The sequence below is a fragment of the Acaryochloris sp. IP29b_bin.148 genome, from assembly GCF_028285565.1.
GTDB lineage: Bacteria > Cyanobacteriota > Cyanobacteriia > Thermosynechococcales > Thermosynechococcaceae > Acaryochloris.
On record NZ_JANQOY010000018.1, the window covers coordinates 1 to 26,773 of the forward strand.

Consider the following 26,773-nt stretch of genomic DNA (forward strand, 5'->3'; position numbering starts at 1 on the left):
TAATATCGAAGGCAATAACCGACTCAAAACAGGCTATATTCGCAGCCGTTTAGAGCAAGGGGTAGATGAACCGCTCAACACCAACGATCTTGAAGATCAGCTTCAGCTCTTAAAAGCCAACCCCCTATTAGACCAGATTGATGCAACTCTCCAAGCCGGAGAAGGTAAAGGAAAAAGTCAACTCAACGTCGAGGTGGATGAGGCCAGTGCCCTCATTCTGGGAGCCAATATCGATAACTACACTACCCCCAGTACTGGGTCAGTGCGCACAGGCGTGAATGTCGGCACCCGCAACCTGACAGGCAATGGTGATAGTCTGTTTGTCTCCTATAACCGTTCCATCTCCGGGGGACTCAATACCATTGATGCCAGTTACACGATTCCTGTCAATGCAAAAGACGGCACCCTCCAACTGCGCACCATTATTCAGCGCAACAAAATCACCGAAGGTGACTTTGATGATTTAGATATTGACAGCGATTCTGAACGCTATAGTCTGAGTTTTCGGCAGCCCTTAATCCGTAATCCCCGAGAAGAGTTTGCTCTGTCCTTAGGCTTTAGCCATCAACGCAGTCGGGGTTTTATCAATGCCGATGCACTGCCAAATTTCTTGCGTCCTACCATCCCTGGGGCAGACGCAAATGGGGTTACCCGCACCAGTGTGTTTCAATTTGGGCAAGATTATACCCGTCGCGACCCCAACGGTGTATGGGCACTCCGCTCTCAGTTTAATTTAGGGGTCGATATTGGAGCGACGTCAAATCCTGATCCCACTCCCGATGGTGAATTTTTTAGCTGGTTGGCCCAAGCCCAGCGAGTGCAGCGACTGGGCAAGAATAATCTGCTAATTATGCAAGCGGACTTGCAACTGACCCCCGATAGTTTGTTGTCGTCCGAGCAATTTGTGATTGGGGGCGCTCAATCTGTGCGTGGCTATCGGCAAAATGCTCTGTCTGGGGATAATGGCTTTCGGTTCTCAATTGAAGATCGGATTGCCTTGGCCCATAACAAAGAAGGCAACCCGATCTTTCAAGTGGCCCCCTTTGCCGATCTAGGGGTGGTGTTTAATTCTGATAACCCCAATCAGATTGGAGATGATAATTTTATTGTTGGCTTGGGGCTAGGGCTACTCTGGGAGCCTGTGCCAGGCTTGAATATTCGATTAGACTATGCACCCCCAATTATTGACTTGAATCGGGGTGATGACATTCAAGATCACGGTTTTTACTTTAGTCTCAACTATCAGCGGTGATCAACGTTGAGTTGCCAGACTCCCTACCATAAGTGGTGAGTCTGGTTGGCAAGTTTTAGGACTCTCTTCCTTAGAGTCTGGGATATTTTGACCCATTGAAAATTTTTTAAAAAAGGACGTTCACTATGCACAAATTACTACCAGTGTCCGTTGTAGCAACAGCACTTGCGACCTTCCCTCTATTATTAGAACCTCAGGCAGCTCTTGCAGACTGTAATACATTTGGCTGCTCGAAATCGAGCGTGGCAGAGTGTAATCCTTTCGGATGTCCTAATCCACCCGCTGGAGAAGCATGTACGCCGTTTGGATGCCCAGCGTCTCCAAGGGAGACAAATTCTGCTCAGGGCAATCCCAATGAAACAGCAGAAGAAAAAAGCGATCGCATCTTGGCCTGTATGGAAAAACTGATGGGTGAAGGAATTAGTGAAGATGCTGCTGCAACAGCGTGCTCTGGCTAATAGTCCACCCCCATTTCATGAATCAAAATATCCAACGGATTCAGTAGCGTTTCAGCCCTCAGGATCTCTTTCATCAATCAAATCTTCGGATTAGCTACATAGTCTGGGATAAAACTCAGAGGGGTTTTGTAGCTGAAAGTATTATTTGTAACACAACTGGAATTGTCATGTTGCATCACCTTACCCTGATTGATGGAAGACAATTCCTGAAAATATCCGCAATAACAACAATAGCCAATAGCATAATGCCAAAGATCAGCACCAGCGGTATAAATAGGAAGATGATCATCGGTAGACCTTCAAAACCCTCAATACCTGCTATGTCAAAGAAGAAGCGTTGGCCTTCTAAATATTGAACGGTTTTGCCATTCTGCCCTATGGCAAAAATTGCTTCGTAGTAGGGATAGTGATCGTTGGAGACCTGGTTCCCTCTAGCACTAATAAACGCTCGTTGTTGTTTCGATGCAGTTCTACCAATCATGATTACTCCCTCTAAGAAATGGTTGGTATAACCTTTCTCAGGAGTAGCAATAATCGGGGATTTTAGCATGGGGGCATACAACTCTAGGTCCTCTTGCAACTCGCGATCAAACGAAGCGGGTAACTTCTCCGTATCCTGCAAATAAAGCAAAAGACGTTCAGTCGGAGGCTGATCACGAGGGTCATAATGAGCTGAGATCTTTTGAGATGGATCGATCACAAACTTGCACTGTTTGGGAGTATCGCAGTCTGATGTTCGTACTGGAATTAACTGATTTACTTCTGTAATAGTCTGGGCAGACTTAAGCAAACTTGGAGGCTCCAGTAGATAACCCCAATATTCATTAGTCATCCAAAGAGAGACACACAATGACAGGGAAATAACACCTAGAAAGTAGTACGGTGCAATCCTAGCTTTATTGCTTATGGCTTTGAACAACTTTTTTTTCCTAAATTTCATAGAAATGGTCAGCCCTGAGGAGCCAAGTTCTTTAAAATTGCCATAATGCCCTCAAATTTAACTTTATTGCTGTTAAGCAACCTGGAATATCTCTTCGAGTTCACTTTCAGAGATTGCTACGCGTAATGGTCTAGGCATAAAGGAATCAATAAGTAGCAACCATCCAACCCCATAATACAGGTCACACCTATACTGCATGGGTATTAGTCCCTTGGCTTCGCGAGTCGTAAATACAATGTCAATCTTGGCTTATTCCAGCCAAGTAACAAGTTGATCCAAATGGGTATCGTGTAGTTCTATCGTCACTTCTGGGTAGAGTTATCGGAAAGACTGCATCATTTTGAGAACCATCTTCACCTACAGGGTGCAGAGCATGCCTAAGCTGACTTCGTGAAATGGTCATACTCAGCATATTTTTAGGCAAACCTTGCCTACTTCATCACCGGACTTCAGCAAATTATCATCTGAATACGCCGCCCAACCTGCATACTCAGACTGGAGCCTATACGCCAGCATCAGCTTGGGCAAAAGTGCTGGTCCAGCCATCGCCGCTCGTTCCATAAGGAGTAAAGCCTATGCCTGAGATAACCCTTCAGTGGTTTCGGGTCTTAGACCTAGACGAACTACCCGAAGGTCGGGTCAAAACCGTCGTCGCAGGTCATAAAAGCCTGGCCTTAACCCATCACCAAGGCCAGTATGGTGCCCTTGATAATCGCTGTCCCCATCAAGGTGGTCCTTTGGGTGAAGGCTCCATTGAAAATGGCCTGTTGCGCTGTCCTTGGCATGGGTGGGATTATTGCCCACTGACGGGGCAACCACCGGGTGACTTGGATGTCGATGATGCCCTCGAGACCTTCCCGGTGGAGGTGCGTAATGACGGGGTCTATGTGGGTTTACCTGTAGAAAAACCGCACATCCGCACCGTTAGCGATGTGATGGCTGAAACCATGGTGAATTGGGGCGTTACCCATGTGTTCGGCATGGTAGGCCATTCGAATTTAGGACTGGCTGATGCATTGCGCCGTCAGGAAGAACAGGGCAAGCTCACCTATATTGGCATTCGCCATGAAGGAGCCGCGGCCTTTGCCGCCTCTGCCTATGCCAAACTCACGGGTACGCCCGCTGCTTGTTTAACCATTGCTGGCCCCGGTGCAACCAACCTGCTGACTGGGATGTGGGACGCCAAAGTCGATCGCGCTCCCATCTTGGCTTTAACTGGACAGGTCAACTCTCAAGTCTTGGGGACTGGCAACTTTCAAGAATGTGATCTATCCGCCGCCTTTAGTGGAGTTGCCGCTTGGAGTCAAACGGTTCTCAGTCACAGCAAGCATGCCGAATTGATGACCCTGGCGGTCAAGCATGCCCTTTTAGAACGCAATGTCTCTCACCTGATTTTCCCCGATGAGATTCAAGTTCAGCCTGCTGTTGATGTACCTGCGGCAACACCCACCGGACGCATCACCCCGCTGCAAATCGCCCCACCCCCGGAGTCCTTACAGCAGGCCATTGACAAACTCAAACCATCTCGCCGTCCGGTCATTATTGTCGGCCATGGTGCCCGGTTTCATATGCCTGCAGTGATAGAACTCGCTGAACTGTTGGGCGCACCCGTCTTAACGACCTTTAAAGGGAAAGGGCAGATTGCCGATGACCATCCTCTGGGATGCGGGGTATTAGGGCGCAGTGGTACTCCCATTGCTAGCTGGTTTATGAATGAAGCGGATGTGTTGCTGGTGTTGGGGGCTTCTTTTTCCAACCACACGGGCATCTATCCCGGTAAACCGATTATTCAGGTAGATTTTGATCCGCTGGCCCTAGGTAAATTTCATCCCATCGACGTACCTGTTTGGGGAGAAATTAGTATTGTAGTGGCGCAGCTCAAGACCGCCCTCACGGGACAGGTGAATACAGAAGATGTACAGTCTGAAATCGCCGAACGTTGGGCCATCTGGCGGGCAGAAAAAGCCCGTCGAGAGCTCGATAACCGAGGGGAAGGTCTGAACTCTGCTGCTATTTTTGCTGCCATGACCCGACAAGTACCCGCCAATGCAGTCATTGCTGTAGATGTAGGCAACAACACCTATTCCTTTGGCCGCTATTTTGAGTGTCAGGCCCAGTCCGTTTTAATGTCGGGATATCTCGGGTCCATCGGGTTTGCCTTCCCGGCTGCCATGGGCGCTTGGGCAGCTGCAGGACATCAACGCCCCATTGTTTCTGTGTCTGGAGATGGCGGATTTGGACAATATTTGGCGGAATTTACAACTGCCGTGAAGTACCAGATGAATATCACCCATATCCTCCTTCACAACGATCAGTTGGGCAAAATTTCTAAAGAGCAGCGAGCGGGGGAATGGGATGTCTGGCAAACCTCCTTACACAATCCTGATTTTTGCCAATATGCTCAAAATTGCGGTGGATTCGGGATCCGAGTCACCCAACCAGACGAACTAGATGATGCCATAGCCCAGGCCCTTGCTTATCAGGGGCCTGCCCTCGTAGAAATGATGTCTGACCCAGAGTTGATTTAGGCATTCTGGCTCAGCTTTACGTTTGAACACATACACCTATGCAAGAGGAATTATGTCTGAACAGCTTACGAACATCACTCAGCACCAATGCCAACATGCTCCGGCCAAATATAACGATCTCAAAGCCCTCTTTCTCAACTGCACCCTAAATCGCACCCCCGTTTTATCTCATACCGAAGGGGTGATTAAGATTGCCCAAAGGATTTTTGAAGCCAATGGGGTGGAAACGAAGATTATTCGTCCCGTGGATTATGACATTCCGGCTGGCTTGGGCTTGGATATGTCCCAAACCGATGAATGGGATAAAGATGACTGGCCTCAAATTCAAAAAGAGGTGGATGCCACGGATATTTTGGTGCTGTGTACCTCCGTATGGCTGGGGGAGAAAAGTTCCGTTTGTAACCGAGTTTTGGAGCGCATGTATGGCTACACCCATCTCCTCAACGACAAAGGCCAATATCGAGATTACGGCAAAGTAGGCGCGACTTTGATTACAGGCAATGAGGATGGGGTGAAGCATTGCGCCATGAATATTCTGTTTTCCCTCTCCCATATTGGCTATACCATTCCACCCCAGGTGGATGCTGGATGGCTAGGAGAAGTCGGTCCCGGTCCGTCCTATCTTGATCCAGGATCAGGGGGGCCAGAGAATGATTTCACAAACCGCAATACCACCTTCTTAGCCTGGAACTGTATGCATATGGCTCGCCTCCTCAAAGACAATGGGGGGATTCCTGCCCACGGAAACTTACCAGATGCCTGGGATGCAGGGTGCAAAACGGACTTTAAGAATCCAGAGCATAAGCGCTAGAACTGGCTAGGGTATATCCTTCTAAGTTGGTGATGTTGAATGATTTAGCCTTCCCATAGCTGTCTACAATAGATCACAGGCTTCAGGCTTTAAATCGCGTTCCATCAAGGCTGCTACAGCTTCCTGAGGGGTGATATGGCCTTGGATTAATCGATGGACTTGACGAGCAATCGGTACTGGAATGCCTTCACGATTGGCTAACTCAATCAGCACATGGGTCGTATTAACGCCTTCTGCCGTCCCTTGTAGTTCTGACAGGATTTCTGGCAGCAATTTTCCTTGTGCGAGTTGATAGCCTACTTGGTAGTTACGGCTGAGAGGACTGGTACAGGTGGCGAGTAAATCGCCAAGTCCTGACAACCCCAAAAACGTTTCGGCCTGACCGCCTAAATGGGTTCCGACTCGGATCATTTCTGGTAAAGCACGGGTAATCAAGGCTGAGCGAGCGTTGGTCCCTAAGTTTAAACCGTCACAAACACCGACTGCGATCGCAATCACATTTTTCAACGTCCCCCCTAGCTCCGTGCCAATTTGATCGGGGTTGGTATAAACGCGAAAATAATTCGAGGCCAACAGCTGTTGGACCGTTTCCATCGCGGCTGCATGGGGACTCGCGACCACCGTTGCTGCGGGTAAGCCCTGATCGATTTCTTTGGATAAGTTGGGTCCCGATAAGACAACCACTGGATGTGCGGGGAAGGTAGTTTGCCAAATTTGTGAAGGCGTTCGTAGCGTTTGTGGATCTAGCCCTTTAGTGGCGCTGACCAAAATCGCAGAGGGAGAAAGGCGGGTGTTCTGTAGCTGAGCCGCGACATCACGGATGCCTGTCATAGAGATAGCCACCACAATCACCTGGGCATGGGCAACACTCTCTGTAAGCGAGTATTGCCCTCGACGCGACCAAACGGTCACGCGATGCTGATTAGCCCGAGCCAAGGCTGCCAAGGCCGATCCCCAAACGCCTGCGCCCAAAACGGTGATGTCTGCCGTTGTCGGTCTGGAAGCAGGATCGGGAGAGAAGGACATAGGTCTAACAGCGGAGAGGCATGGAGCCGAGTTTGAACAGTGATGATATCTACGGATCAGATGGCCACTGCAATAGAACGAGAACGAGTTCCAGCAAGGCGGGATTGCACTAGTTTAAGGCTCCCAGCGTGGCAGCGGATGGATAGGCACGGCGATGTAGCGTTTCGTTAAAGGTATCCCATTGGGCTTGGGTCCATTGATGGCAGTCCATCGTTGCTGTTTGGACTTGGTCCATAAACGGCTGACGAAGGTGCTCATATTTTTCCAAAGTGGTTGCGATCGTAGGGTCCTGATCCCAGCCCTGTGCTGACATCAGCTGAGCGATCAATGTACCAATGACGGCGGCATCTTCAAATCCTTGATTCACGCCTTGGGCCATAAACGGAGGCATGGCATGGGCCGCATCCCCCACTAGAATCACTCGTCCATGACGCCAAGGTGAGTAACCCTTATTTTGAGGATTGACGGGATGCATATAAAACGGACGCAGAGAGAGTCGCTCTGGATGGGATAAACCAACGAGATGGGTAAAGAGAGGTGGAAACTCAGCCTTCTGTAGCGTTTCTATCCCTAAGCTGAGAATCTCAGAGGGTGATTTATGCTGCCAAGCCTCACGTGTGAACGGCGCATACAGGAGATAAACGACCGTATTGTTTGGCAGTCGAATCAACAATAACCGGAGTCTTTTTAGGTCGGGGAAATTAAGATCGTCCGCATTATTATGGACGGTAATAATGCGAGCCTCTTTCATATACTGGGTCACGAGTGTTTCCATCATCGAACTAGAGACTCCCTGTAGGGTTGAGCTAATGGCTGCAAAACCCGAATATTGAGGTTTGGCCCATTGCTTTAATCCTGGTTGGTTATAAAGGACTTGGCGAATCGTTGAGTTGATGCCATCAGCGGCAATCACTAACCTGGCGTAAAACGATGGGTGATCAGTGCCTTGAGGGTCTTGAGTTAATCCAGCAGTGTCTTGCTTGGATTGCGCCATTTCCCAATGGGCAAATGGGTTGGTCGAGATCCCTGTATCTGAAATCACATCCACTCTGACTCTGCCTACTTCTTCTGCCAGATCAACACAGCGATGGTTGGCTTGGACAAGCTCTGAGGGGAGTAAACGTCTCAACGCTGTTTGCAAATTAAACCACGATACATTGACCCGTCCTTCGCCATAGCGATCAAACCAGCTTTGAAAGTCCGTAGGAAAGGACCGTGTCGTCTCGCCCTGAACGTTAATTTGACGCCATCGGTTTTTCGGCGGGTGTGCCGATTGGTCTGGACAACCGGAAGATGTCGGAGCTGGATCGCCTTTGAAGGCAGCCTCGGTGATGTGCTCGTACGCTTCAGAATCGATATATTTGATGGCCCTTAAGCCATTAGGGAGGAGATCAAGACCTTGACCAACGTTGCGAAACTCACGAGTTTGATCAATGACTCGAATATTATGAATGCCACGCTTGTATAGTGCGATCGCGGTTGCCAATCCCACTGGACCCGCCCCTACAATCAACACATCATAGATATGCCTTGGCGCACTAGCGTTATTGTCATTCTTCATGGCTTTTTGCAATTATTGGCTTGAGTAAGCCTTGAACCTCATTGCTCTCAGCATAGAAGGACCTGTTACAGCCAGCAATCAGTAAAATCGCCATGCGAATGCAGGCCGTAAATTAGCACATTGAATAGGGTCTTGGCCTTGAAATCTGAGCGTACTATTCATTGCTTAAGTAGAGACCTGAAATAGTCGTAAAGCCTCAGAGCTTAACTGAATGGGTGATTAGCTTTCTTTACAAGACTCTGTTAAAAGAAACGCTCGATTGTACAGCGAAAATCGGGTAGCAAGGGCGACGATAGATCATCAGTTGCTAAAAGTGTTCCAACAAGTTGGAGTTGAGCACTGTCTCGTCGATAGACTTCTATCTGTTGTAATCGCCAATCCACAATCCAGTATTCTTGCACCCCTTTTAAGGAATATAGCTTTAGCTTCGCTTCCTTATCTCGACGTTCATTCGTACCACCTGCTGAAAGTACCTCCACAACTAGTTCTGGAGCATCGGTTAAATGACCTTCATCGTCCACAATTGCTGCCAGACGCTGATCACTCACCCAAACGACATCAGGGATCACATTATCAGCATCGGAGAAAATCAAGCCCGGTGTCAGAATGGGTTGCCCCAAGTTGGTCTCCTCTGACCACAGCAGCAATCTGGCATAAATGCGCCCCGCAGCCCCTTGATGGCCAATATGCGGTGCCCGAGTCACAAATAACTCTCCATCAATGATTTCATAGCGCTTCCATTCATCCGCTGCTAAGGACTCAATATCGGCAGTCGTCCAACGTTGTGGATCTTTGAGGGCTTGAGTCATCGCAATTCCTAGATATCCAGTTCAGCTAGGTTGAGGCGAGGACCGTGGGTTTCGATAAACTCCCGGCGAGGAGCAACGCGATCGCCCATTAGGATCGTGAAAATTCGATCGGCCTCAGCCGCATCCTCAATATCGATTTGTTTGAGAGTGCGGGTTTCAGGATTCATGGTTGTATCCCAAAGCTGAGTGGGCATCATTTCACCCAAGCCCTTAAACCGCTGAATAGTGTAATTGGCGTTGGCCGGGAACTCATGCTGAATCAGGTTCTGCAGTTCGCGATCGCTATAGCAATAATAGTGAGATCGGCCCCGCTCAATCTTGTAGAGGGGTGGACAGGCGATATAGACATAGCCCTGGTCAATTAATTCTCGCTGATAGCGGTAAAAGAAGGTGAGCAGGAGGGTACGAATATGAGCACCGTCCACATCCGCGTCGGTCATCAGAATAATCCGATGGTAACGGAGTTGGGAAACATCGAATTCTTCGCCTTTAATGCCTAGTCCCAAAGCAGTAATCAGGGACTGAATCTCATTGTTTTTGTAGATTTTGGCATCATCGGTTTTTTCGATGTTGAGAATTTTACCGCGCAGGGGCAGGATGGCTTGGAAGCCGCGATCGCGCCCTTGCTTCGCACTTCCTCCCGCAGAATCGCCCTCCACAATATAAATCTCTGAAGTACTGGGGTCGCGGGAGCTACAGTCTGCTAGCTTCCCAGGTAGGGTTGAAGATTCCAGTACCGATTTACGGCGGACTAGCTCTCGTGCCCGCCGAGCGGCTTCAGCAGCGTTAAAGGCTTGCAGGGCTTTTTCAATCACAGAATCCGCCACATTGGGGTGAAAGTCTAAATACTCCGTCAGCACTTCTCCCACGAGGGAATCGACAATACCTCGCACTTCGGTATTACCGAGCTTGGTTTTGGTTTGACCTTCAAACTCAGGTTCCGGCACTTTGACGGAAATAACAGCCGTTAAGCCTTCCCGAATATGTTCACCGCCGAGGTTCGAATCGCCATCTTTAAGCTTGCTGCGTTTCCGGGCCAGGGAATTCATGGTGCGGGTGAGCACCGTCTTTAGACCTTCTAAGTGGGTGCCGCCATCAATGGTACGAATATTGTTGGCAAATCCCAGCAGGTTATCAGAATAGGCGTCCCGGCACCATTGCAATGCCACCTCTACTTGGACATTATTGCGTTCCCCTTCCACATAGATGCATTCTTCATGAATGGGCTCTTTATCCCGGTTCATGTAGTCCACATACTCTTTAATGCCGCCATCATAGCGGTAGGTGTCAATTCTGGGTTCATCAGCTTCTAGAAGCTCTAGACGATTATCCTGGAAAGCAATTTCTACCCCAGCATTGAGATAAGCCAGTTCTCGCAATCGGCTGGCTAGAGTTTTATAGTCAAACTCTGTGGTGACGGTGAAGATCGTGTTATCGGGCAAAAAGGTAATGGCAGTCCCCGACGCTTTGCGATCGGTGGGTTCAACGACTAGCTCAGAGGTGGGAATGCCTCGCTCAAACCGTTGGGTATGGACCTTGCCATTGCGCCAGACTTTCGCTTCTACCCATTCCGATAGGGCATTCACAACCGAAATACCCACCCCGTGGAGTCCGCCTGAGACTTTATAGCTATCGCCATCAAATTTACCACCTGCATGGAGCACCGTCATCACCGTCTCTAGAGCCGATTTACCTGTGGTAGGGTGCAGATCGGTGGGGATGCCGCGACCATCATCGGTGACTCGGACGGAACCGTCTTCGTTTAAATAAATATGAATATGCTTACAATGGCCAGCGAGGGCTTCATCGACAGAGTTATCAACCACCTCGTACACTAAATGGTGCAAACCTCTAGGGCCAGTGCTACCGATATACATCCCAGGGCGCTTCCGAACCGGTTCCAACCCTTCCAGGACTTGAATCTGATCTGCACTGTAGTTTGTGGCCATGTAATAAAGCGCTCCTATAAGCGACTTAAAGCAGTGTTAGTTTGGGCAAATACAAAAAACCTCCCAAATTCTATCACAAATGCCTTTTAAGCGATTTTAGACACGTCTTAAGGGCTGTTTGCATTGGGGTTGCATTATTAAATCTTTAGGATTCAGTGGGAATGACACCAGGGTTGATTGTGATTTGTGGGCCAACGGCCACAGGAAAATCCTCTCTGGCCCTGGCTTTAGCCCAACGTTTAGGTGCTCCAATTCTGAGCGCGGACTCTAGACAGGTCTATCGGGAGTTTGATATTGGCACTGCAAAACCTTCTGTAACGGATCACAAACAGGTTCCTCACTATCTGATTGATATTTGTGAACCCACCGAAACTCTGACGGTTGCCGATTATCAGGAACAGGCTCAAGCTTTAATTACTCAATTTCATACTGAGGGGAAAACACCACTTCTGGTGGGAGGAACGGGGCTTTATATTCGAGCAATTGTCGAAGGGCTGAAGATTCCGCGGGTGCCACCGCAAGTGGAGTTGAGATCGCAACTCCAATCCCAAGGCCAAGCCCAGATTTACCAATGGCTCCAGCAAGTCGATCCGCAAGCGGCCCAGAAAATCCATGCCCATGATCAAGTCCGTACACTGAGAGCTTTGGAGGTTTATTACACGACGGGTATACCACTATCGGCACAGCAAGGGAGACATCCGCCGGCTTATCCTATCTTCCAAATTGGTTTAGATATCAGTGATGTAGACCAACATACAGCTCTGATTCAACAGCGCACGGCAACCATGTTGGCGCAAGGCTGGCTAGCGGAAGTGCAGCATCTGATCGCAACTTATGGGGCCGAACTCCCTCTCTTAGAAACCCTGGGGTATCAAGAAATGAAGGCTTACTTGCAGCAGCACACTTCCCTGGACACAGCGACGACCCAAACGGTTCTTCATACTCGTCAATTTGCCAAACGACAGCGCACCTGGTTTCGGGCAAATTCCGCGATTCATTGGTTCGATGCCGCAGATCCTAACCTACTTACTCGCGTATGGAATGATATGCAGAGTCTATCTGGGCTGTAGCGAATAAACTCTAGCCATCATCCCCAAAATCCGACTGACCTTTGTTAAAATAGCTGGGTTGTTTCGGCACAGTAACCCTTTGAGCCAGTCTCTCGATTTACCACAGGTTGGCGACCCCAAAGCTGACGAGTTTCTCCAGGAACTAGCAGCAATTCAACAGACCAGTTCTAAGCGCATTGCCATTTTAGGGTCTCGTCACGTTCCCCTGATGCATCAACACATCATCGAAATGATGAGCTATGCCTTGGTGCTGTCTGGCAATCGCCTGCTGACCTCCGGCGCGATTGGTACCAATGCTGCTGCCATTCGGGGGGCCATGCGCGCAGACCCGAAGTTACTGACTGTGATTTTGCCCCAAAGTATGACCCAGCAGCCGCCTGAATCGATGCGACAGCTGGAGCAGGTTATGCATCTTGTGGAAAAGCCTGAGCATGACAACTTGTCCTTGGCAGAGGCCAGCGCTATCTGCAACCAAGAAATTGTTTCTCGCTGCGATCAGCTGATTTGCTTCGCCTTTCACGATAGCAATACGCTGCTAAAGACCTGTCAAGAGGCTGAGGAACTCCGGAAGCTGGTGACGCTCTTCTATTTTGATTAGGGTGCTTAGGCTTGTGAGGTGGAAGGCTGATCAGGCACATCCAAGGAAGTGAAGTCATCCTCGGAGGTGTCTGGTCGATCGTCGGCTGAAAACATCCGCTCTCGCTTCAACCGCATTTTTTCTAAGTTGGCGATACTCTCAGCCCGCTTTTGGCGCAGCCGCTCCAAATTAGCGACGCTTTCAGCCCGTTTTTGGCGCAGCTCTTCCAAGTTCGCAGTGGTTTGAACTTGCTTGCTAGGCATGGACTCTAGATTAATAGAAGGTCCTTCCGACTGGGGTGGATTTTCTGGCGAGACAACCTCTTGGGGAGGCTCTGTCGTTTTTGCCGCAGGGGGTTGAGCAGGCTGATCGGCCACCGCAGGGGGAACTATAGATTCTGAGGGTGATACGGATGGAGCTGCGGTCGCAGTCTGTTGTTCTGTCTCATCCACGCCTGCTGTCACCACTTGCCATCCTGAATGTTGACTCAAGGCGTCGCTCAGTTGCCCAAACATTTGAGAGCAGTGATTATTGGTTTGCAGCGGTAATTCTTCATTTTTAACGACCACATCCAAAGTAGTGACGGTGCCTGTTGCCCGTGTACTGTCCACTAAAACTTCAATGGTAACCAGCTTGGCAAAGGGAACTCGACCGGGCGTTTCTCTGGCAATAACACAATCTTCTTTAGAGAACAGCACCTCAAAATTACAGCCTTCCAACACCGCCTTTAATTGTGTCAGGCAGTCGCTCAACGATAATGCAACGGATAGCGAACGAGTATATCGAGCCATAATGATAATTAAATGGATGAGATATTAATGAAGGAAGTTCACACTATAATACCCAATCTGTTTCCAGATTGTCGGCAAGTTACAGGTACAGCGGTAGATTTGGCATGACACTTCTCGACGGGTAGCGCTAGATCTTTCCAAATTTTGAGGAATGCTTCTGTAAAGCCAGCAAATGTACCTCATAAATGCATACAGATGACTGAACCATTAATCACACAGAAATAAAGCGAAGATTAGAGATATAGATAGTAAATCAATTATTCATAACCTTATTATTTTAGTATTGGCTGGAATTTTTATTTCTTTACCTCAAAAGTTAAAAACACACCTATTTTCTGCATGCCATTCTAGCTAGACGCTTCAAGATTTATGAAGTTGTATCAAGTCTAAAAGTGGAACATATCTAGAGACAACAGTTGACCACCATTATCCTCAGAATCAGTCAATTCTTTGTAATACCACTAGATGCCTCTCGATCACGATTGAGGCATCTCACCGTTGACCACTGTCCCCACCAACACCTACAGTTTGTAGCAGAATAAGCCTAGTACTAAACAAGCTGTGCAAACAATTGCTGCTATTGATGTGGGAACCAATTCGATCCACATGGTTGTGGTGAAAGTGAATCCTGAAATTCCAGCATTTAACATTATTGATACCGAAAAAAGTACGGTTCGGTTAGGAGAAGGCAGTAAAGATACGGGACAACTCCATGCAGATGCGATCGCACGAGCGATTGCGGCTCTACGCCGATGCCAAGAAGTCGCCAAAGCCTGCAAGGTCGAGAAAATTCAAGCGGTTGCCACCAGTGCAGTGCGTGAAGCCCTCAATGGTCGGTCCTTTATTCGGGCCGTTGAAGCCGAGCTGGGCCTGAAGATTAATGTGATTTCGGGACCAGAGGAAGCTCGCCGCATTTATCTGGGGGTATTATCGGGCATTGAATTGAACAATAATCCCCACGTCATTGTCGATATCGGCGGTGGTTCAACAGAGCTGATTTTAGGCGATGGCCAAGATCCCCGTTCTCTGAGTAGTACGAAGGTGGGAGCTGTGCGACTGACGGAAGAGTTTATTACCACGGATCCGGTCAGTACCCGCGAGTTTGAAAAATTACGGGCCTACGTTAAAGGGATGTTGGAATGGCCGGTTGAAGAGTTGCGATCGCATCTTTCACCGGGCGAAGTCCCCACCCTGATTGGCACCTCCGGCACCATTGAAAGCATTCTCAAGCTGCATGCCTGTGAGGTGATGGGCGCATGCCCCACCTCTCTGCGGGGCCATGTACTCACGTTGGGAGATCTAAAAGACCTGATCCATAAATTGCGCAAGTTCACCTACGAAGAACGCTGCAAAATGCCAGGGATGACTGAGCGGCGAGCGGAAATTATCTTAGCGGGTGCCGTGGTTTTGGCTGAAGTCATGAGTTTACTAGCGCTAGACTCGATTACCACCTGTGAGCGGGCCTTGCGCGAGGGCATTGTGGTGGACTGGATGATGAAGCAGGGCTTGATTGAAGATCGACTGCGTTATCAGGGCTCTGTCCGAGAACGCAGCGTCATCAACTTAGCGCATCAGTATCATGTGGATTTGTCTACTGCTGAACGCATCGCTAAATTTGCCGTCACCCTCTTTGACCAGACCCAAGGCTCCCTCCATCCTTGGGACGCAGAGGAGCGTCAGTTGCTATGGGCGGCTGCCATTTTGCATAACTGTGGGCACTATATCAGCCACTCTGCCCACCATAAGCATTCCTATTACCTGATTCGGCATGGCGGCCTCTTGGGTTATACCGATGCCGAAGTGGAAATTATTGCCAACTTAGCGCGCTACCATCGCAAAGGTCCCCCAAAAAAAAAGCACGAAAATTATCAAAACTTGGTCAATAAAACCCAACGCCAGATGGTCGATCAGCTCAGTGCCATCCTCAAGTTAGCGGTTGCCTTAGATCGCCGACAGATTGGCGCGATTCAGTCCTTATACTGCGATATTGATCCAGCCAACACCGTCATCCTCCATCTCCAAGCGAGCCAAGCCGGCGATGATTGCGCTCTGGAACTCTGGAGTTTAGAGATGAAAAAAGCGTGCTTTGAAGCGGAGTTTGGTGTCCATTTGGTGGCCCAACTCGCAGACCAAACGCCCAATCCTGATTTACAGCTTGTCTAAAACCGATTCATCAGGATCGATCGGCCCCAGGCCGAATCAGCAATCTGGATCTCACCGGAGACATTGCATTACGGTGTGAGGACAGCGTTATTGATAAGCTGTACTTCGGTTGTGTCTCTATCACTCGGTAATTCACAGAACAAGGAGCTAACAAGGAGCTGTTCATGGCCTCTCAACGTGAAGAATTGCAGGCGGGTATTGCTGCTCAACAGCAAGGCCAATATTCCCAAGCCATCAGCATTTTGGACCGGGTTTGGCAAGCAGCAACACCCGGCAGTTCGGTTCATGTACAAGCGCAAATGTATTTGATTATGGCCCACCAAGGGTGTGGTCAGCTGGAACAAGCGTTAATGCTCTGCCAGCCCCTCTTCAAAAGTCCACTGCCCCAAGTTCAAGAGTGGGCCAATCAAGTTCTGCCTCAATTACAGCAAGATCAAGACCAGCGGGCGGCCCGGAAAGCCGTACCGATTCCTGGCCCCGAGGTTACCTCAACGCCTGTGGCTCAACCCCACCCAGAAACACCCGTGAAAGAGGAGCGAGGTCCCGCAGGGATGACGCTGAAGCGGTCTGGCGGGGGCGTGCCGCTGAATTTGGTGGCTGGCGTGACCGTCTGTCTCCTCTTAAGTATTGTGCTGCTCGGAGTGATGGGACTTTTGCAGATCACGGGCCTGACCGATCCGGTGCTCGGAGGGGGAATAGCTCTAGGGGGGACGGTGCTCATGAGCACTGCTGCCTTGGGGCTCTCTCCTCAATTGATGGATTGGACGCAAGGGAAGCTGTATGGAACGCATTGGATCACAGTGTCAGAATTGGAGCAGCTGAGCCCAGAGACGAGCCAGGTTCTCCAGAACGTCTGTGCCGACCGAAATTTAACCATGCCTCGCTTAGGCTTGATTGAAGATGAACATCCCACTACGTTTACCTACGGTATCCGTCCCAACCATGCCCGACTAGTGATGAGTCGAGGCGTATTGACTTACCTAGAGGAGGACGAAGTGGCAGCCGTTTATGCCCATGAGTTAGGCCATATCGTCCACTGGGATTTTGCCATTATGACCGTGGCCGCAGCGTTCCTACAGATGATTTATTGGATCTATACTCTCCTTGACAAGATAGGCCGGGGCAGCCTGTGGGGGCGTATCGTGACGTTAGTACCGGCGTTAGCTGTTTATAGCTGCTATCTAATAGGGACCTATCCAGTTCTATACCTATCGCGGACCCGAGAGTATTTTGCCGACCATTTTGCCGCCGAAGTGACGGGCAATCCCAATGCGCTGTCTCGGGCATTGGTGAAGATTGCCTATGGCATGGTCAAGGAAGGTCAACCATCGGCTCCCAGTCGTTTACTGGAAGGCACCCGGACACTGGGCATCTTCGACGCCAAAGCCGCTTTTTTGTCTGGGACCGCCTATCGGATTGCAGCAGATGCCAATAAGATGGGGCGGGTGTTTTTATGGGATTTATTCAACCCTTGGGCCATGTGGATGGAGCTGCAATCTACCCATCCGCTCATGGGTAAGCGGGTTCGCGCCTTAGGGGCCTATGCTGAGCAACTCGAGTTAGACATTGCCTTTGATATGGGGCGAGTGGTCGCCGAAGGTCGCCGCTTAAACAAGAAGCGCCTCTATGGACATTTCTGGATGGATTTAATTTTCTACTGGGCGGATTGGCTGGGACTAGGCGCTGGGTGTTTGCTGGGGACGACCTGGGGGGCCGGTCTCACGACTATTTCTTGTATGTTGATCGGGTTAGGGGTCGGTCTATGGGTCAAAACCTTGCTGATGTACCCTAACTTTAGCCGCGCCCCCCAACGCGATATGTTGACCTTAATGTCTGATCCCTACGTGAGCCCCTTGCGCGGACAACCGGTGCAACTCCAAGGCCAACTCACGGGTCGAGATGAAGTGGACGCCCCATGTGGGGCCACTTTAGTGATGGACGACAAAACTGGATGGCTCTTTCTGCGCGCTTCCTCTCGATTGGGGCTGCTGGGCAATGTTTGGTTTCGCCTCGCCCAAGTTACGCCTTTGATCGGTACTCAGGCCGGTATAGTAGGCTGGTTCCGCCGTGGGGTAGACCCCTGGATGGATCTGATTAAACTCAAAACTGAGGGTGGGCAAGTGGTGAAAAGCTATCATCGGTTTTGGTCTTTTCTGTGGGGTGGATGCTTGATCCTACTGGGAATTATCTTTGACGTTATGCTGATTCCCGCATGGTTTACATCACTACCTGGGGTTTTCCTAGGGGTCCATTGACCTTGTAAGATAGGAGAGACCCGCAATCATTAAGAAACTGTGAAAGCAATTACTCTTCTCGGCTCAACAGGATCCATTGGTACCCAAACCCTGGATATTGTCGCTCAGTACCCAGACCAGTTTCGCCTTGTGGGAATGGCTGCGGGTCGCAACATTGAACTACTGGCGCAGCAAATCCGACAGTTTCGTCCCGAGATCGTTGCGATCGCAGATCCAAATCAACTCCCCGATCTAAAGGCAGCCATTGCCGACCTCGATCCCCAGCCGCAGCTGCTAGCGGGTGAAGCTGGCGTAGTGGAAGTGGCGGCTTATGGAGACGCCGAATCCGTCGTGACCGGCATTGTGGGTTGTGCGGGTTTGCTGCCCACCATTGCTGCGATCAAAGCGGGGAAAGATATTGCCCTCGCCAATAAAGAAACCTTGATTGCAGGCGGTCCTGTGGTGCTGCCCCTGGTGGAAAAACATGGGGTCAAACTGTTACCCGCGGACTCCGAACACTCAGCGATTTTCCAATGTTTGCAGGGTGTACCGGAGGGTGGACTACGTCGGATTATCCTGACGGCTTCCGGGGGCGCGTTCCGGGATTGGCCCGTGGAAAAGTTACCGGAAGTAACCGTTGCAGATGCCCTCAAGCATCCCAACTGGTCAATGGGACGCAAAATCACCGTCGATTCTGCCACCTTGATGAATAAAGGGTTAGAGGTGATTGAGGCTCATTACTTATTTGGTATGGACTACGACCATATCGATATTGTCATCCATCCGCAAAGCATTATTCACTCCCTGATTGAGGTGCAAGATACCTCCGTCCTCGCCCAGCTAGGCTGGCCGGATATGCGCTTGCCACTCCTCTATGCCCTGTCTTGGCCAGAGCGAGTAGCGACGAATTGGGAACCCCTCGACCTGGTCAAATCTGGGGATCTAACGTTCCGAGAACCGAATCACCAGAAATATCCCTGTATGCAGCTGGCCTACGATGTGGGTCGCATGGGTGGAGCGATGCCAGCGGTGATGAATGCTGCCAATGAGCAAGCCGTTGCCCTGTTCTTGGAAGAAAAAATTAGCTTCCTGGATATTCCACGGGTGATTGAAACGGCCTGCGATCGCTATAAGTCTCACAACACGCTACAGCCCAGCCTAGACGATATTTTGGCAGCCGATCAGTGGGCAAGACAGGAAATTCTGATGATTAGCCAAAGCCCAGCACCTGTAGTTACTGCGAGTCCTCAACTGTCGGCGATTTAGCGGTGAGATCCGTCGCCTGACGTCCTAGATTACAGGAACTGGAAATGGCAAAAGGCACCGTTTGGGTAAATCGAAAGCGCTCGTCAGCCCGATGAACCTCCACATGAAGATGAGGGCCTGTGCTCCAGCCCGAATTGCCGCTATAGCCAATGATTTGGCCTGCTTTAACCTGATCCCCTACTTTGAGATTCATCCGTTGCTGGAAGCCTTGCTGAAGGTGGACATAGGCGGAACGATAACCCTGATCATGTTCTAACCACACATGATTAAAGCGGTGAATTTGTTCCTTGCCCCCTCCGCGGTCAGGATATTTATCTTGAATGCTAATCACTCGCCCCGCTCGCATAGCATAGACAGGCGTGCCAATGCCTGCGGCATAATCGTAGGCATATTCCATTCGCCCATTATGAGTAACGCCTCGAATCCCTTGGCTGATCCAGCCTTTCCCCCACAGGGGATGGCAAAAGCCTTGCAACGGAGAGTCCACAGTGGGCTGATCATCTAGGCTTAGGGCTAACAGTTGAGGGTTAGCCGCAGGCTTGAATTGTATAGGAGGACTTGGGGCAGGGATCGTTCGATCCGGTTCGTCAATATTTGCCCCCCCGGTCATCACATCTAGGGTTGTTTTAAAGGGACTCTGAGGATGAAGCAGGGCCAATAGTAGGATAACGGGAAGTCCCAGTCCCACTGATAACGAGACTCTAGGATAAAACTGAATCACCCGCAGAAGGGTAGCCATCAAGGCAGTAAGCGATCTCTGGAGGCCAATTGTGTGTTGTGGGGGACTCTGCTGAGGAGCCTGATCACTCATTCCTTGTTGCACGAGGCGTTCACCAACCCAGACGTACTTGATAGATAAGCAAAATTTGGCAGGAGGCAATCGAGACCTAGAGAGGCGTAGCTCCTAGATCATTGGATGGATATCAGTACAAGAGAAAACTGCAGATCCCAGAGGTCAGATTTCACTTGAAAATTTTACAGATGCCATCCCTATTTCTAGACGTTTTAAGAAGTCATTTTGTTCAATGGGCTTAAGATTAATTTGCCCTCAATGTTACTGCGAAGAAAACATTGTAAAGGAATTGTTATAAAGCCTAGGTTGTCTACATCTGCGTGAGAAGACAAGCGAGCCTATTGAACAAAAACGCCACTATAAATTAGTAATTTATACTTATTTTTTTTAGGAGAATCATAATGAATTGATGCCCGTTTTTTTGACATGCTGAATGAGTCTCACTCGTCGCCATTGAGCTGACGTCACAGCCAGGACCATCTGACTATTGAGGCGTGACAATCGCTCCTGATTTTTTTCTGAGTCTGTCCCGTCGTTTGGCTTTTTGCTGATTCAGAGCCTGCTGTAACCGACCTACTAACTCTAAGGTTCGCCGGGACTCCAGCGAGGAACAGTCTTTCTGGTGCGTTTGAACGCGATCGCGCCCCTGTTGCTTCGCCACATATAGGGCTCGATCGGCTGCTTCAATCAGCAATGAAGGGGCCACATTCTCATCGGGAACCTGGCTGGCGACCCCCAGACTCACCGACACTTGAGGACTCATGGTGGAACTTTCATGGGGAATATTGAGCCCATGGATAGCGCTGCGAATGGTCTCGGCCACCAGGGTTGCCCCGGCTAAATCGGTATTGGGCAGAATGATCGCAAACTCCTCACCGCCATACCGCGCCACACAGTCTGCGGGACGCTTAGCCGATTTGGCAATGGCTTGCGCTACACGATGCAAACATTCATCCCCTGCTTGATGGCCATAGGTATCGTTATAGGCTTTGAAATGATCCACATCAGCCATAATCAGAGATAAAGGATGATTTTCGCGACAGAGCCGATTCCATTCCAATAAAAAGATTTCATCGAAATGGCGACGATTACGGACCTGGGTCAGGGCATCAACCGTGGCGAGTTGTGACAATTGGTGATTAGCAATTTCTAATTGATGGGATAAGGATTGGAGGGTTTGATTTTTGGTATCAAGTTCCTGCAAGAGGCTTTGACGCTCCAGGGCATACTGGACCGAGCGGCGCAGATGGCTACTCGTAAACTGCCCTTTGACTAAGTAATCTTGGGCACCTTCCTGCATCGCTTGCAGTGCGATCTCTTCATCGGCATTGCCACTTAAAATAATCAAGGCAATGGTAGGAGACGCCTGATGAATTTGCTGGAAGACCTCTAAGTCTAATTCTCCTGAGACGCATAAATCCAGTAACACCAGATCAATCGATGGTCCGGACTGGAGCTGCTCTAGCCCCACTGCTAAGGTTGGACAATGGATAATATCAACGGGATAGTCAGGATTCACACCCAGCAGTTCGCGGATAATGGCTACATCCTGCTCACTATCATCGATCATCAAAATGTTGAGGTGAGCAGTGTACATTTCTCTAAGAACCCCTTGCCAAAAGAATCAATCATTTATCGGGCAGACATCAGCCTTATTTTGAAGCTGATCAGGAAGGTGCAGATAAGAGCTGATTGATAAAGTCGCTGCTCCTTCTACAAATCAAGAAGAAAGGTATAGTCTCAATGGTGGTCGAGCTAGCATAACTTTCACGTAGGTAAGAGATACAAACACTTTAAGACTCACTGAATTCATCAGCTCTAACACACTTATACCGCTCTATGCGGTTCTCAGGCTTCAGTAATCTTACGTATTTTTAGTTTGGAATTCTATGGGTTTTATAAAGTATAAAAAAAGAAAATTTGCTAGTTTTTACTGAGATCCTGTCCAACTGCATGGTTTCACTCCATCGGGTTGATAAACTCTCCTCTGCAAAACTGCAGCAGTGAGATTTAGGGTTATTTATCCAATGCTGATTACGGTGATATGGGCATCAAAAGAAGAGAGCTGCTATATTTTGTTGGGACTTTGCTAGCTGTGGGCGGGGGGCAAAGCGCTGTGCTAGCTCAGAATCGCCGTACCCTGCGGGCATTAGCGAAGAAAATTACCGTTCGGGTCGTCACCCAAGGAACCTTAGGCTCAGGAGTCTTGGTGCAAAAGAGGGGAAATACTTACGATGTCTTAACGGCAGGCCATGTCTTCAAAGATACCCATCCTGGAGAAGAAGCCTACGTCGAAACCTTTGATGGCCAGCAGCATCCGATTGATACCGCCGCTGTGCAGTCAGGAGAGCACGTGGATCTGGCCTTGGCCTCTTTTCAAAGCTCCACGCGTTATGGGGTTGCAAAGCTAGCGCCCCCCAATGCCTTAGGAGAGCTGGATGAAGTGTTTGTGGCGGGATTTCCCCTACCGGGACTGGCGATCACTCAACCTCGATATACCATTTCCCCCGGACAGGTGACCTCTATTGGGCCGCAAGCCGAAGGCTATGGTATTGCTTATACCGCAGTCACCCAGACTGGTATGAGCGGCGGCCCTGTCTTGAATCGAGCGGGCCAACTCACTGGAATCCATGGGCGTGCAGAAGGTCAAAGGGTAGGTGATGTTGCGGTGAAGTCAGGGTTTAACCTCGCTATCCCGATTGAAACGGCAATTGCACTGTTCGCGCTGCAGAAAACCTCCGCCCCCTCGCCAGATGGGCCATCAACATTGGACACGTCCAGCTTTGCCTATGTACAAGTGAATACTCAAGGACAGATAGTGAAGCAGGCCCAAGGGACAGCCCCTGCGTTTCAGGAAGTGCTGGGAAACGAGGTCATTCTGGAGATGGTGGGCATCCCAGGTGGAACCTTCACAATGGGCGCTTCTCCTCAAGAACTCAACCGAGAGATCGGTGAAGGCCCCCAACACCAGGTCACTGTCCCAGCATTTTCGATGGGCAAATTTGAAGTCACCCAGGCTCAGTGGCAGGCGATTATGGGTTCGAACCCTTCTAGAGACAAGGCCTTGAGTCGGCCTGTAGATAATGTGTCTTGGGAAGATGCCGTTGCGTTTTGTCAAAGACTGTCTCAGCAAACGGGACGAGATTATCGTTTACCGAGTGAGGCCGAGTGGGAGTATGCCTGTCGAGCAGGTACGACAACGCCGTTTCATACGGGAGACACGATTACACCGGAGTTAGCGAATTACTGGGGGGTCTATGCTTATGGAGAAGGCCCCAGAGGTCAGTACCGCAAAAAAACAGTGAGTGTCGGGAGTTTTCCGGCGAATGCCTTTGGCCTCCATGAGATGCATGGCAATGTGAGTGAGTGGTGTCAGGATACTTGGCATACCAACTATCAAGGGGCACCGACCGATGGCAAGGCTTGGATCGAAGCAGGACAGTCGCGCCGAGTGTTACGAGGTGGCTCCATGTCTGCCACCCCGAGTACCTGTCGATCAGCGTATCGCAGTTATAACGTGTCTAGTTTCCTCACCTATGATGTGGGATTTCGGGTCGTTTGTTCAGCCCTATAACGCCAGTTCAACGATGATACCCGCTAGAGAGGGGTTGGGATAGGTCTTGAGATACACCTGGCTCATGTGCTGCAGGGCCTCGGAATAGCTAAAGGCATAGACTAACTTATCCCAGGTAGGCGTGGTGCTGAATTTAATCCCATTGGCTTTCGCAACTTTGCGGCACTCGTTATAAGACCCATATCGACGCAGCAATTCTTGCTTGTTAAGGCGCTGGGGGGCAGTAGCCAAGGTAGGTGTAGCCGGTAATTCTTTCTCTTTCAGCGGGGCAGCTTTGGTCGTCTTAGAGAGGCTTTCCGCAGAGGGACTTGGCTCTTGCGGAAGGGCATTCTCTGGTGTTGATGCGACCGTCGGAGAGGGAGAGGACAACTTGCGATTGGGAAGTTCCTGGCTGAGAGCGGGATAAGCCATGCCCGTTCCCAATAAGCCCATGATGCTGAAGCCTGCCGCTTGCAGTAGACGTCGCCGACTGGGAGTGGGCGCTTCGCTCAGTTGACTGACAGCTTGTAAGGCTTCTTGGGCAGAAGGGTAACGATGTCGATAATCCTGGCAGACCATGGTGCTAAGCACATGGGCCAGTTCAGGACTAACGTCCGTTTTATGCTGCCAGATAAACTCACCCGTATCGGGATCTTTGGGAAAGGCCGTTTTAGCCGGGTCAATGCCTGTGAGACCGCGGAGGGCAATCATGCCGACAGCGTACACATCGCTATTGAAGCGCGGATTGCCCAAGAGTTGCTCAGGAGGCATATAGCCTTGGGTGCCTACAATAGCCGTATGGTCGGCTGGCTGACGATTTTTAACAGACCCAAAATCAATCAGAACGATCCGCTGATCGCGATCGCATCGAATCAAATTTTCAGGTTTAATATCCCGATGGATGATCTGCTTGCGATGGACAAAGGCCAAGGTTTCCAAAATGTCCTGCAAAAAAGCCACGGTTTTGGCTTCGGTCCAGTGCCACCAAGTCAACTCCCGACTCAGCCCCTGGCCAGTAATATATTGCTCGACTAAATAAAACTGCCGATCCTCTTCAAAGGAGACATAGAGCTGGGGAATCCGGTCATGGTTGCCCAACTTCTGGAGCACCTTGACTTCTGTTTTAAACAAACGCCGAGACGTTCTGACCGTAAAGGGGTCGTCGGATTTGGGCTGTAGCTTTTTAATGACACAGCGGCGGTGATCGTCTCGTTGTAAATCCTTCGCCAAATAGACTTGGCTAAACCCACCCGCGCCGAGATTCTTGATAATTTTGTAGCGATTGGCTAACGTGCTCATCACTCTGCCTGTTTGATTAGTACTTGCGAAATCGGAATGAGATGGGGCAGTTAACGGTCACTAACCCAAATCTGCAAAAGGTATACTCTAACTCAAATTTTGCTTAGGGATAAAGCAAGATTAGTCGCGAGCATTTTTGGGTGCAAGCTTAACGCAGGTGTTGGTCTGCCGGAACGATTTACAGCAAAACTTAACAGAGCTAGTAAGCGTTTTGGTGATTAAAGAAGACGAGAGCTGTGCGCAGCAAAATTTTAATATCGAGCCACAGGGACCAATGGTTCAAGTAGTGGATATCGTATTCCACCCGCTTTTCCATTTTGTCCAGAGTTGCAGTTTCGCCTCGGTAGCCGTTCACCTGTGCCCAACCCGTAATCCCAGGTTTGACCTTATGACGGAGCATATAACCCTGAATCAATTTTCGATAATGTTCGTTATGGGCAACGGCATGGGGGCGGGGACCCACTAAGCTCATGCGACCCTGCAACACGTTAATAAATTGCGGCAGCTCATCGAGAGACGTACGCCGGAGAAAAGCGCCCACCTGGGTCACACGCGAATCGCCTTGGGTGGCTTGGGTAACTTTTTCGCCATCTTCCATTACTCGCATGGAGCGAAACTTGTAGACAATAATATTGTCACCATTGAGGCCATAACGCTGCTGTTTGAATAGAACGGGGCCAGGAGAAGACAGCTTGACTGCGATCGCAATCAGAATCATCAAGGGAGAAATGGCGATGGAGATCAGGGCTGCGATCGCAAAATCAATACCGCGCTTGACCCAGGCTTGTACCTGAGAAAACGGCACTTCCCACACCGCAATCATGGGCAGTCCATTGAGATTATGCACCCGAGCCTGCATCAAATTCAGCATCATCAAATTGGGGACGAAATAGACGCAGGCCGTTGTATCTTGTAATGCCAAAATCAGGTCGGAGATGACCGCTTCTTCGCCCAGTGGTAGGGTGATGTAAACCACATCAATGCGAGAACGGCGAACAAAATCAGGCAGTTCATCTAAATAGCCAATTAAAGGCCGGCAAGCTTCAGGGTCAGTCTTTCTATCGGCAAAATATCCACAGAACTTGATACCCGACTTAGGGCTTTGGCAAAGCTGATCGGCCACACGTTGGCTCATGTCTCCGGTGCCAGCGATGATGGCGGTCCGGCTATAATCTCCTGATATGCGTTGCTGTAAAGGACCGCTGATGACGGGATTGAGGAGGGCAAGGCCCAAGGGGGATAAAACAAACCAAAGGCGAACGACTCGGCTGGGAACATAGACAATGTGGCTCATATATCCCAGAAACAGTACGACAGCGATGACCAGTCCCCATCCTAGCCAAATCCTTGTATAGTCTAACTTCGGAGGAATAGCGGGTTGAAAAGTATAGCGTCCTATCCTTTGAAAGATCGTCGGCACAATCAGGACTAGGAGAGTACTAAGAACCATCAGTCCATCTGCACTCACAGAGTCAACGGCAAAAGCCGTCATCCAGAGAAGACCCAGGATGACGAATAGATCTAAGCCGCAGACTAACCCACTCAACAGGCGTTGATGGTGAGGCAGAACATTTAGAGGGCTGAACCTGATTAATTTTTCGGCATCCATTATCAAACGATTCTGCAAACAGAGGAATTGTGGGAATCAATATGCAAGTTACCAATCAAACTGTGCAAATGTTTATAGGAAGAT

20 protein-coding genes are annotated in these 26,773 nt (G+C 49.8%); 10 read left to right on the top strand and 10 right to left on the bottom strand.

The window, feature by feature from the left end:
- Both Q0986_RS01700 and Q0986_RS01705 read left to right on the top strand, forming a co-directional pair.
- Positions 1 to 1,252: ShlB/FhaC/HecB family hemolysin secretion/activation protein (locus Q0986_RS01700; RefSeq protein ID WP_299402754.1), on the top strand; the 1,252-nt coding region annotated here is incomplete at its 5' end.
- A gap of 125 nt (positions 1,253 to 1,377) precedes the next feature.
- Positions 1,378 to 1,710 (top strand): hypothetical protein, encoded by a 333-nt coding sequence (locus Q0986_RS01705; RefSeq protein ID WP_299402756.1) that lies wholly within the window; start codon positions 1,378 to 1,380, stop codon positions 1,708 to 1,710.
- A 175-nt stretch (positions 1,711 to 1,885) separates the two neighbouring features.
- Here the strand turns inward: Q0986_RS01705 and Q0986_RS01710 are convergent, their stop codons facing one another.
- A complete protein-coding gene (locus tag Q0986_RS01710; protein WP_299402758.1) occupies positions 1,886 to 2,650 on the bottom strand; it encodes a hypothetical protein in 765 nt (254 codons plus the stop codon).
- Positions 2,651 to 3,225: 575 nt separating this feature from the next.
- Here Q0986_RS01710 and Q0986_RS01715 point away from each other — a divergent pair.
- Together Q0986_RS01715 and Q0986_RS01720 are read left to right on the top strand one after the other, a co-directional pair.
- A complete protein-coding gene (locus tag Q0986_RS01715) occupies positions 3,226 to 5,178 on the top strand; it encodes a thiamine pyrophosphate-binding protein (protein WP_299402760.1) in 1,953 nt (650 codons plus the stop codon).
- Between the two features lie 52 nt (positions 5,179 to 5,230).
- Complete coding sequence (locus tag Q0986_RS01720) at positions 5,231 to 5,989, top strand: flavodoxin family protein (protein WP_299402762.1); 759 nt, start codon at positions 5,231 to 5,233, stop codon at positions 5,987 to 5,989.
- Positions 5,990 to 6,052: 63 nt separating this feature from the next.
- On the opposite strand, the gene Q0986_RS01725 is transcribed toward Q0986_RS01720, so the two are convergent.
- The 4 genes from Q0986_RS01725 to gyrB form a co-directional block, all read right to left on the bottom strand.
- Complete coding sequence (locus tag Q0986_RS01725) at positions 6,053 to 7,015, bottom strand: NAD(P)H-dependent glycerol-3-phosphate dehydrogenase (RefSeq protein ID WP_299402764.1); 963 nt, start codon at positions 7,013 to 7,015, stop codon at positions 6,053 to 6,055.
- Positions 7,016 to 7,124: 109 nt separating this feature from the next.
- Positions 7,125 to 8,576: an NAD(P)/FAD-dependent oxidoreductase gene (locus Q0986_RS01730; protein ID WP_299402766.1), complete on the bottom strand. Its 1,452-nt coding sequence runs from the start codon at positions 8,574 to 8,576 to the stop codon at positions 7,125 to 7,127.
- Between the two features lie 242 nt (positions 8,577 to 8,818).
- Entirely contained in the window at positions 8,819 to 9,385 is a 567-nt protein-coding gene (locus Q0986_RS01735) for a Uma2 family endonuclease (protein WP_299402768.1), read from the bottom strand.
- 8 nt (positions 9,386 to 9,393) lie between these two features.
- Positions 9,394 to 11,334 (bottom strand): DNA topoisomerase (ATP-hydrolyzing) subunit B, encoded by a 1,941-nt coding sequence (gene gyrB / locus Q0986_RS01740; protein WP_299402770.1) that lies wholly within the window; start codon positions 11,332 to 11,334, stop codon positions 9,394 to 9,396.
- Positions 11,335 to 11,495: 161 nt separating this feature from the next.
- Between gyrB and miaA the strand changes: the two genes are divergently transcribed.
- Both miaA and Q0986_RS01750 read left to right on the top strand, forming a co-directional pair.
- Positions 11,496 to 12,404 carry a tRNA (adenosine(37)-N6)-dimethylallyltransferase MiaA gene (gene miaA / locus Q0986_RS01745; RefSeq protein ID WP_299402772.1) on the top strand — a complete coding sequence of 303 codons (909 nt, stop codon included), beginning with the start codon at positions 11,496 to 11,498 and terminating at the stop codon, positions 12,402 to 12,404.
- A 79-nt stretch (positions 12,405 to 12,483) separates the two neighbouring features.
- A complete protein-coding gene (locus tag Q0986_RS01750; protein WP_299402774.1) occupies positions 12,484 to 13,002 on the top strand; it encodes a DNA recombination-mediator protein A in 519 nt (172 codons plus the stop codon).
- A 5-nt stretch (positions 13,003 to 13,007) separates the two neighbouring features.
- On the opposite strand, the gene Q0986_RS01755 is transcribed toward Q0986_RS01750, so the two are convergent.
- Positions 13,008 to 13,772, bottom strand: coding sequence for a hypothetical protein (locus Q0986_RS01755; RefSeq protein ID WP_299402776.1), 765 nt, complete (start codon positions 13,770 to 13,772; stop codon positions 13,008 to 13,010).
- A 606-nt stretch (positions 13,773 to 14,378) separates the two neighbouring features.
- On the opposite strand from Q0986_RS01755, the gene Q0986_RS01760 reads away from it, so the two are divergent.
- From Q0986_RS01760 to dxr, 3 genes are all read left to right on the top strand, one after another.
- The gene (locus tag Q0986_RS01760) at positions 14,379 to 15,935 is read left to right on the top strand and encodes a Ppx/GppA phosphatase family protein (protein ID WP_299402778.1); all 1,557 of its coding nucleotides are present in this window, start codon (positions 14,379 to 14,381) and stop codon (positions 15,933 to 15,935) included.
- Between the two features lie 164 nt (positions 15,936 to 16,099).
- A complete protein-coding gene (locus Q0986_RS01765; protein ID WP_299402780.1) occupies positions 16,100 to 18,190 on the top strand; it encodes a M48 family metalloprotease in 2,091 nt (696 codons plus the stop codon).
- A 39-nt stretch (positions 18,191 to 18,229) separates the two neighbouring features.
- Positions 18,230 to 19,435, top strand: a complete 1,206-nt coding sequence (gene dxr / locus Q0986_RS01770; protein WP_299402782.1) for a 1-deoxy-D-xylulose-5-phosphate reductoisomerase — start codon at positions 18,230 to 18,232, stop codon at positions 19,433 to 19,435.
- On the opposite strand, the gene Q0986_RS01775 is transcribed toward dxr, so the two are convergent.
- Positions 19,404 to 20,246 carry a M23 family metallopeptidase gene (locus Q0986_RS01775; protein WP_299402784.1) on the bottom strand — a complete coding sequence of 281 codons (843 nt, stop codon included), beginning with the start codon at positions 20,244 to 20,246 and terminating at the stop codon, positions 19,404 to 19,406. The two genes, dxr and Q0986_RS01775, sit on opposite strands and share 32 nt — an antisense overlap.
- 466 nt (positions 20,247 to 20,712) lie before the next feature.
- Positions 20,713 to 21,825: a diguanylate cyclase gene (locus tag Q0986_RS01780; RefSeq protein ID WP_299402786.1), complete on the bottom strand. Its 1,113-nt coding sequence runs from the start codon at positions 21,823 to 21,825 to the stop codon at positions 20,713 to 20,715.
- 519 nt (positions 21,826 to 22,344) lie between these two features.
- On the opposite strand from Q0986_RS01780, the gene Q0986_RS01785 reads away from it, so the two are divergent.
- Positions 22,345 to 23,802: an SUMF1/EgtB/PvdO family nonheme iron enzyme gene (locus Q0986_RS01785; RefSeq protein WP_299402788.1), complete on the top strand. Its 1,458-nt coding sequence runs from the start codon at positions 22,345 to 22,347 to the stop codon at positions 23,800 to 23,802.
- Here Q0986_RS01785 and Q0986_RS01790 read toward each other — a convergent pair.
- The gene (locus Q0986_RS01790) at positions 23,797 to 25,080 is read right to left on the bottom strand and encodes a serine/threonine-protein kinase (protein WP_299402790.1); all 1,284 of its coding nucleotides are present in this window, start codon (positions 25,078 to 25,080) and stop codon (positions 23,797 to 23,799) included. The two genes, Q0986_RS01785 and Q0986_RS01790, sit on opposite strands and share 6 nt — an antisense overlap.
- A gap of 199 nt (positions 25,081 to 25,279) precedes the next feature.
- Positions 25,280 to 26,689, bottom strand: a complete 1,410-nt coding sequence (locus Q0986_RS01795) for an undecaprenyl-phosphate glucose phosphotransferase (protein WP_299402792.1) — start codon at positions 26,687 to 26,689, stop codon at positions 25,280 to 25,282.
- Positions 26,690 to 26,773: the final 84 nt, after the last annotated feature.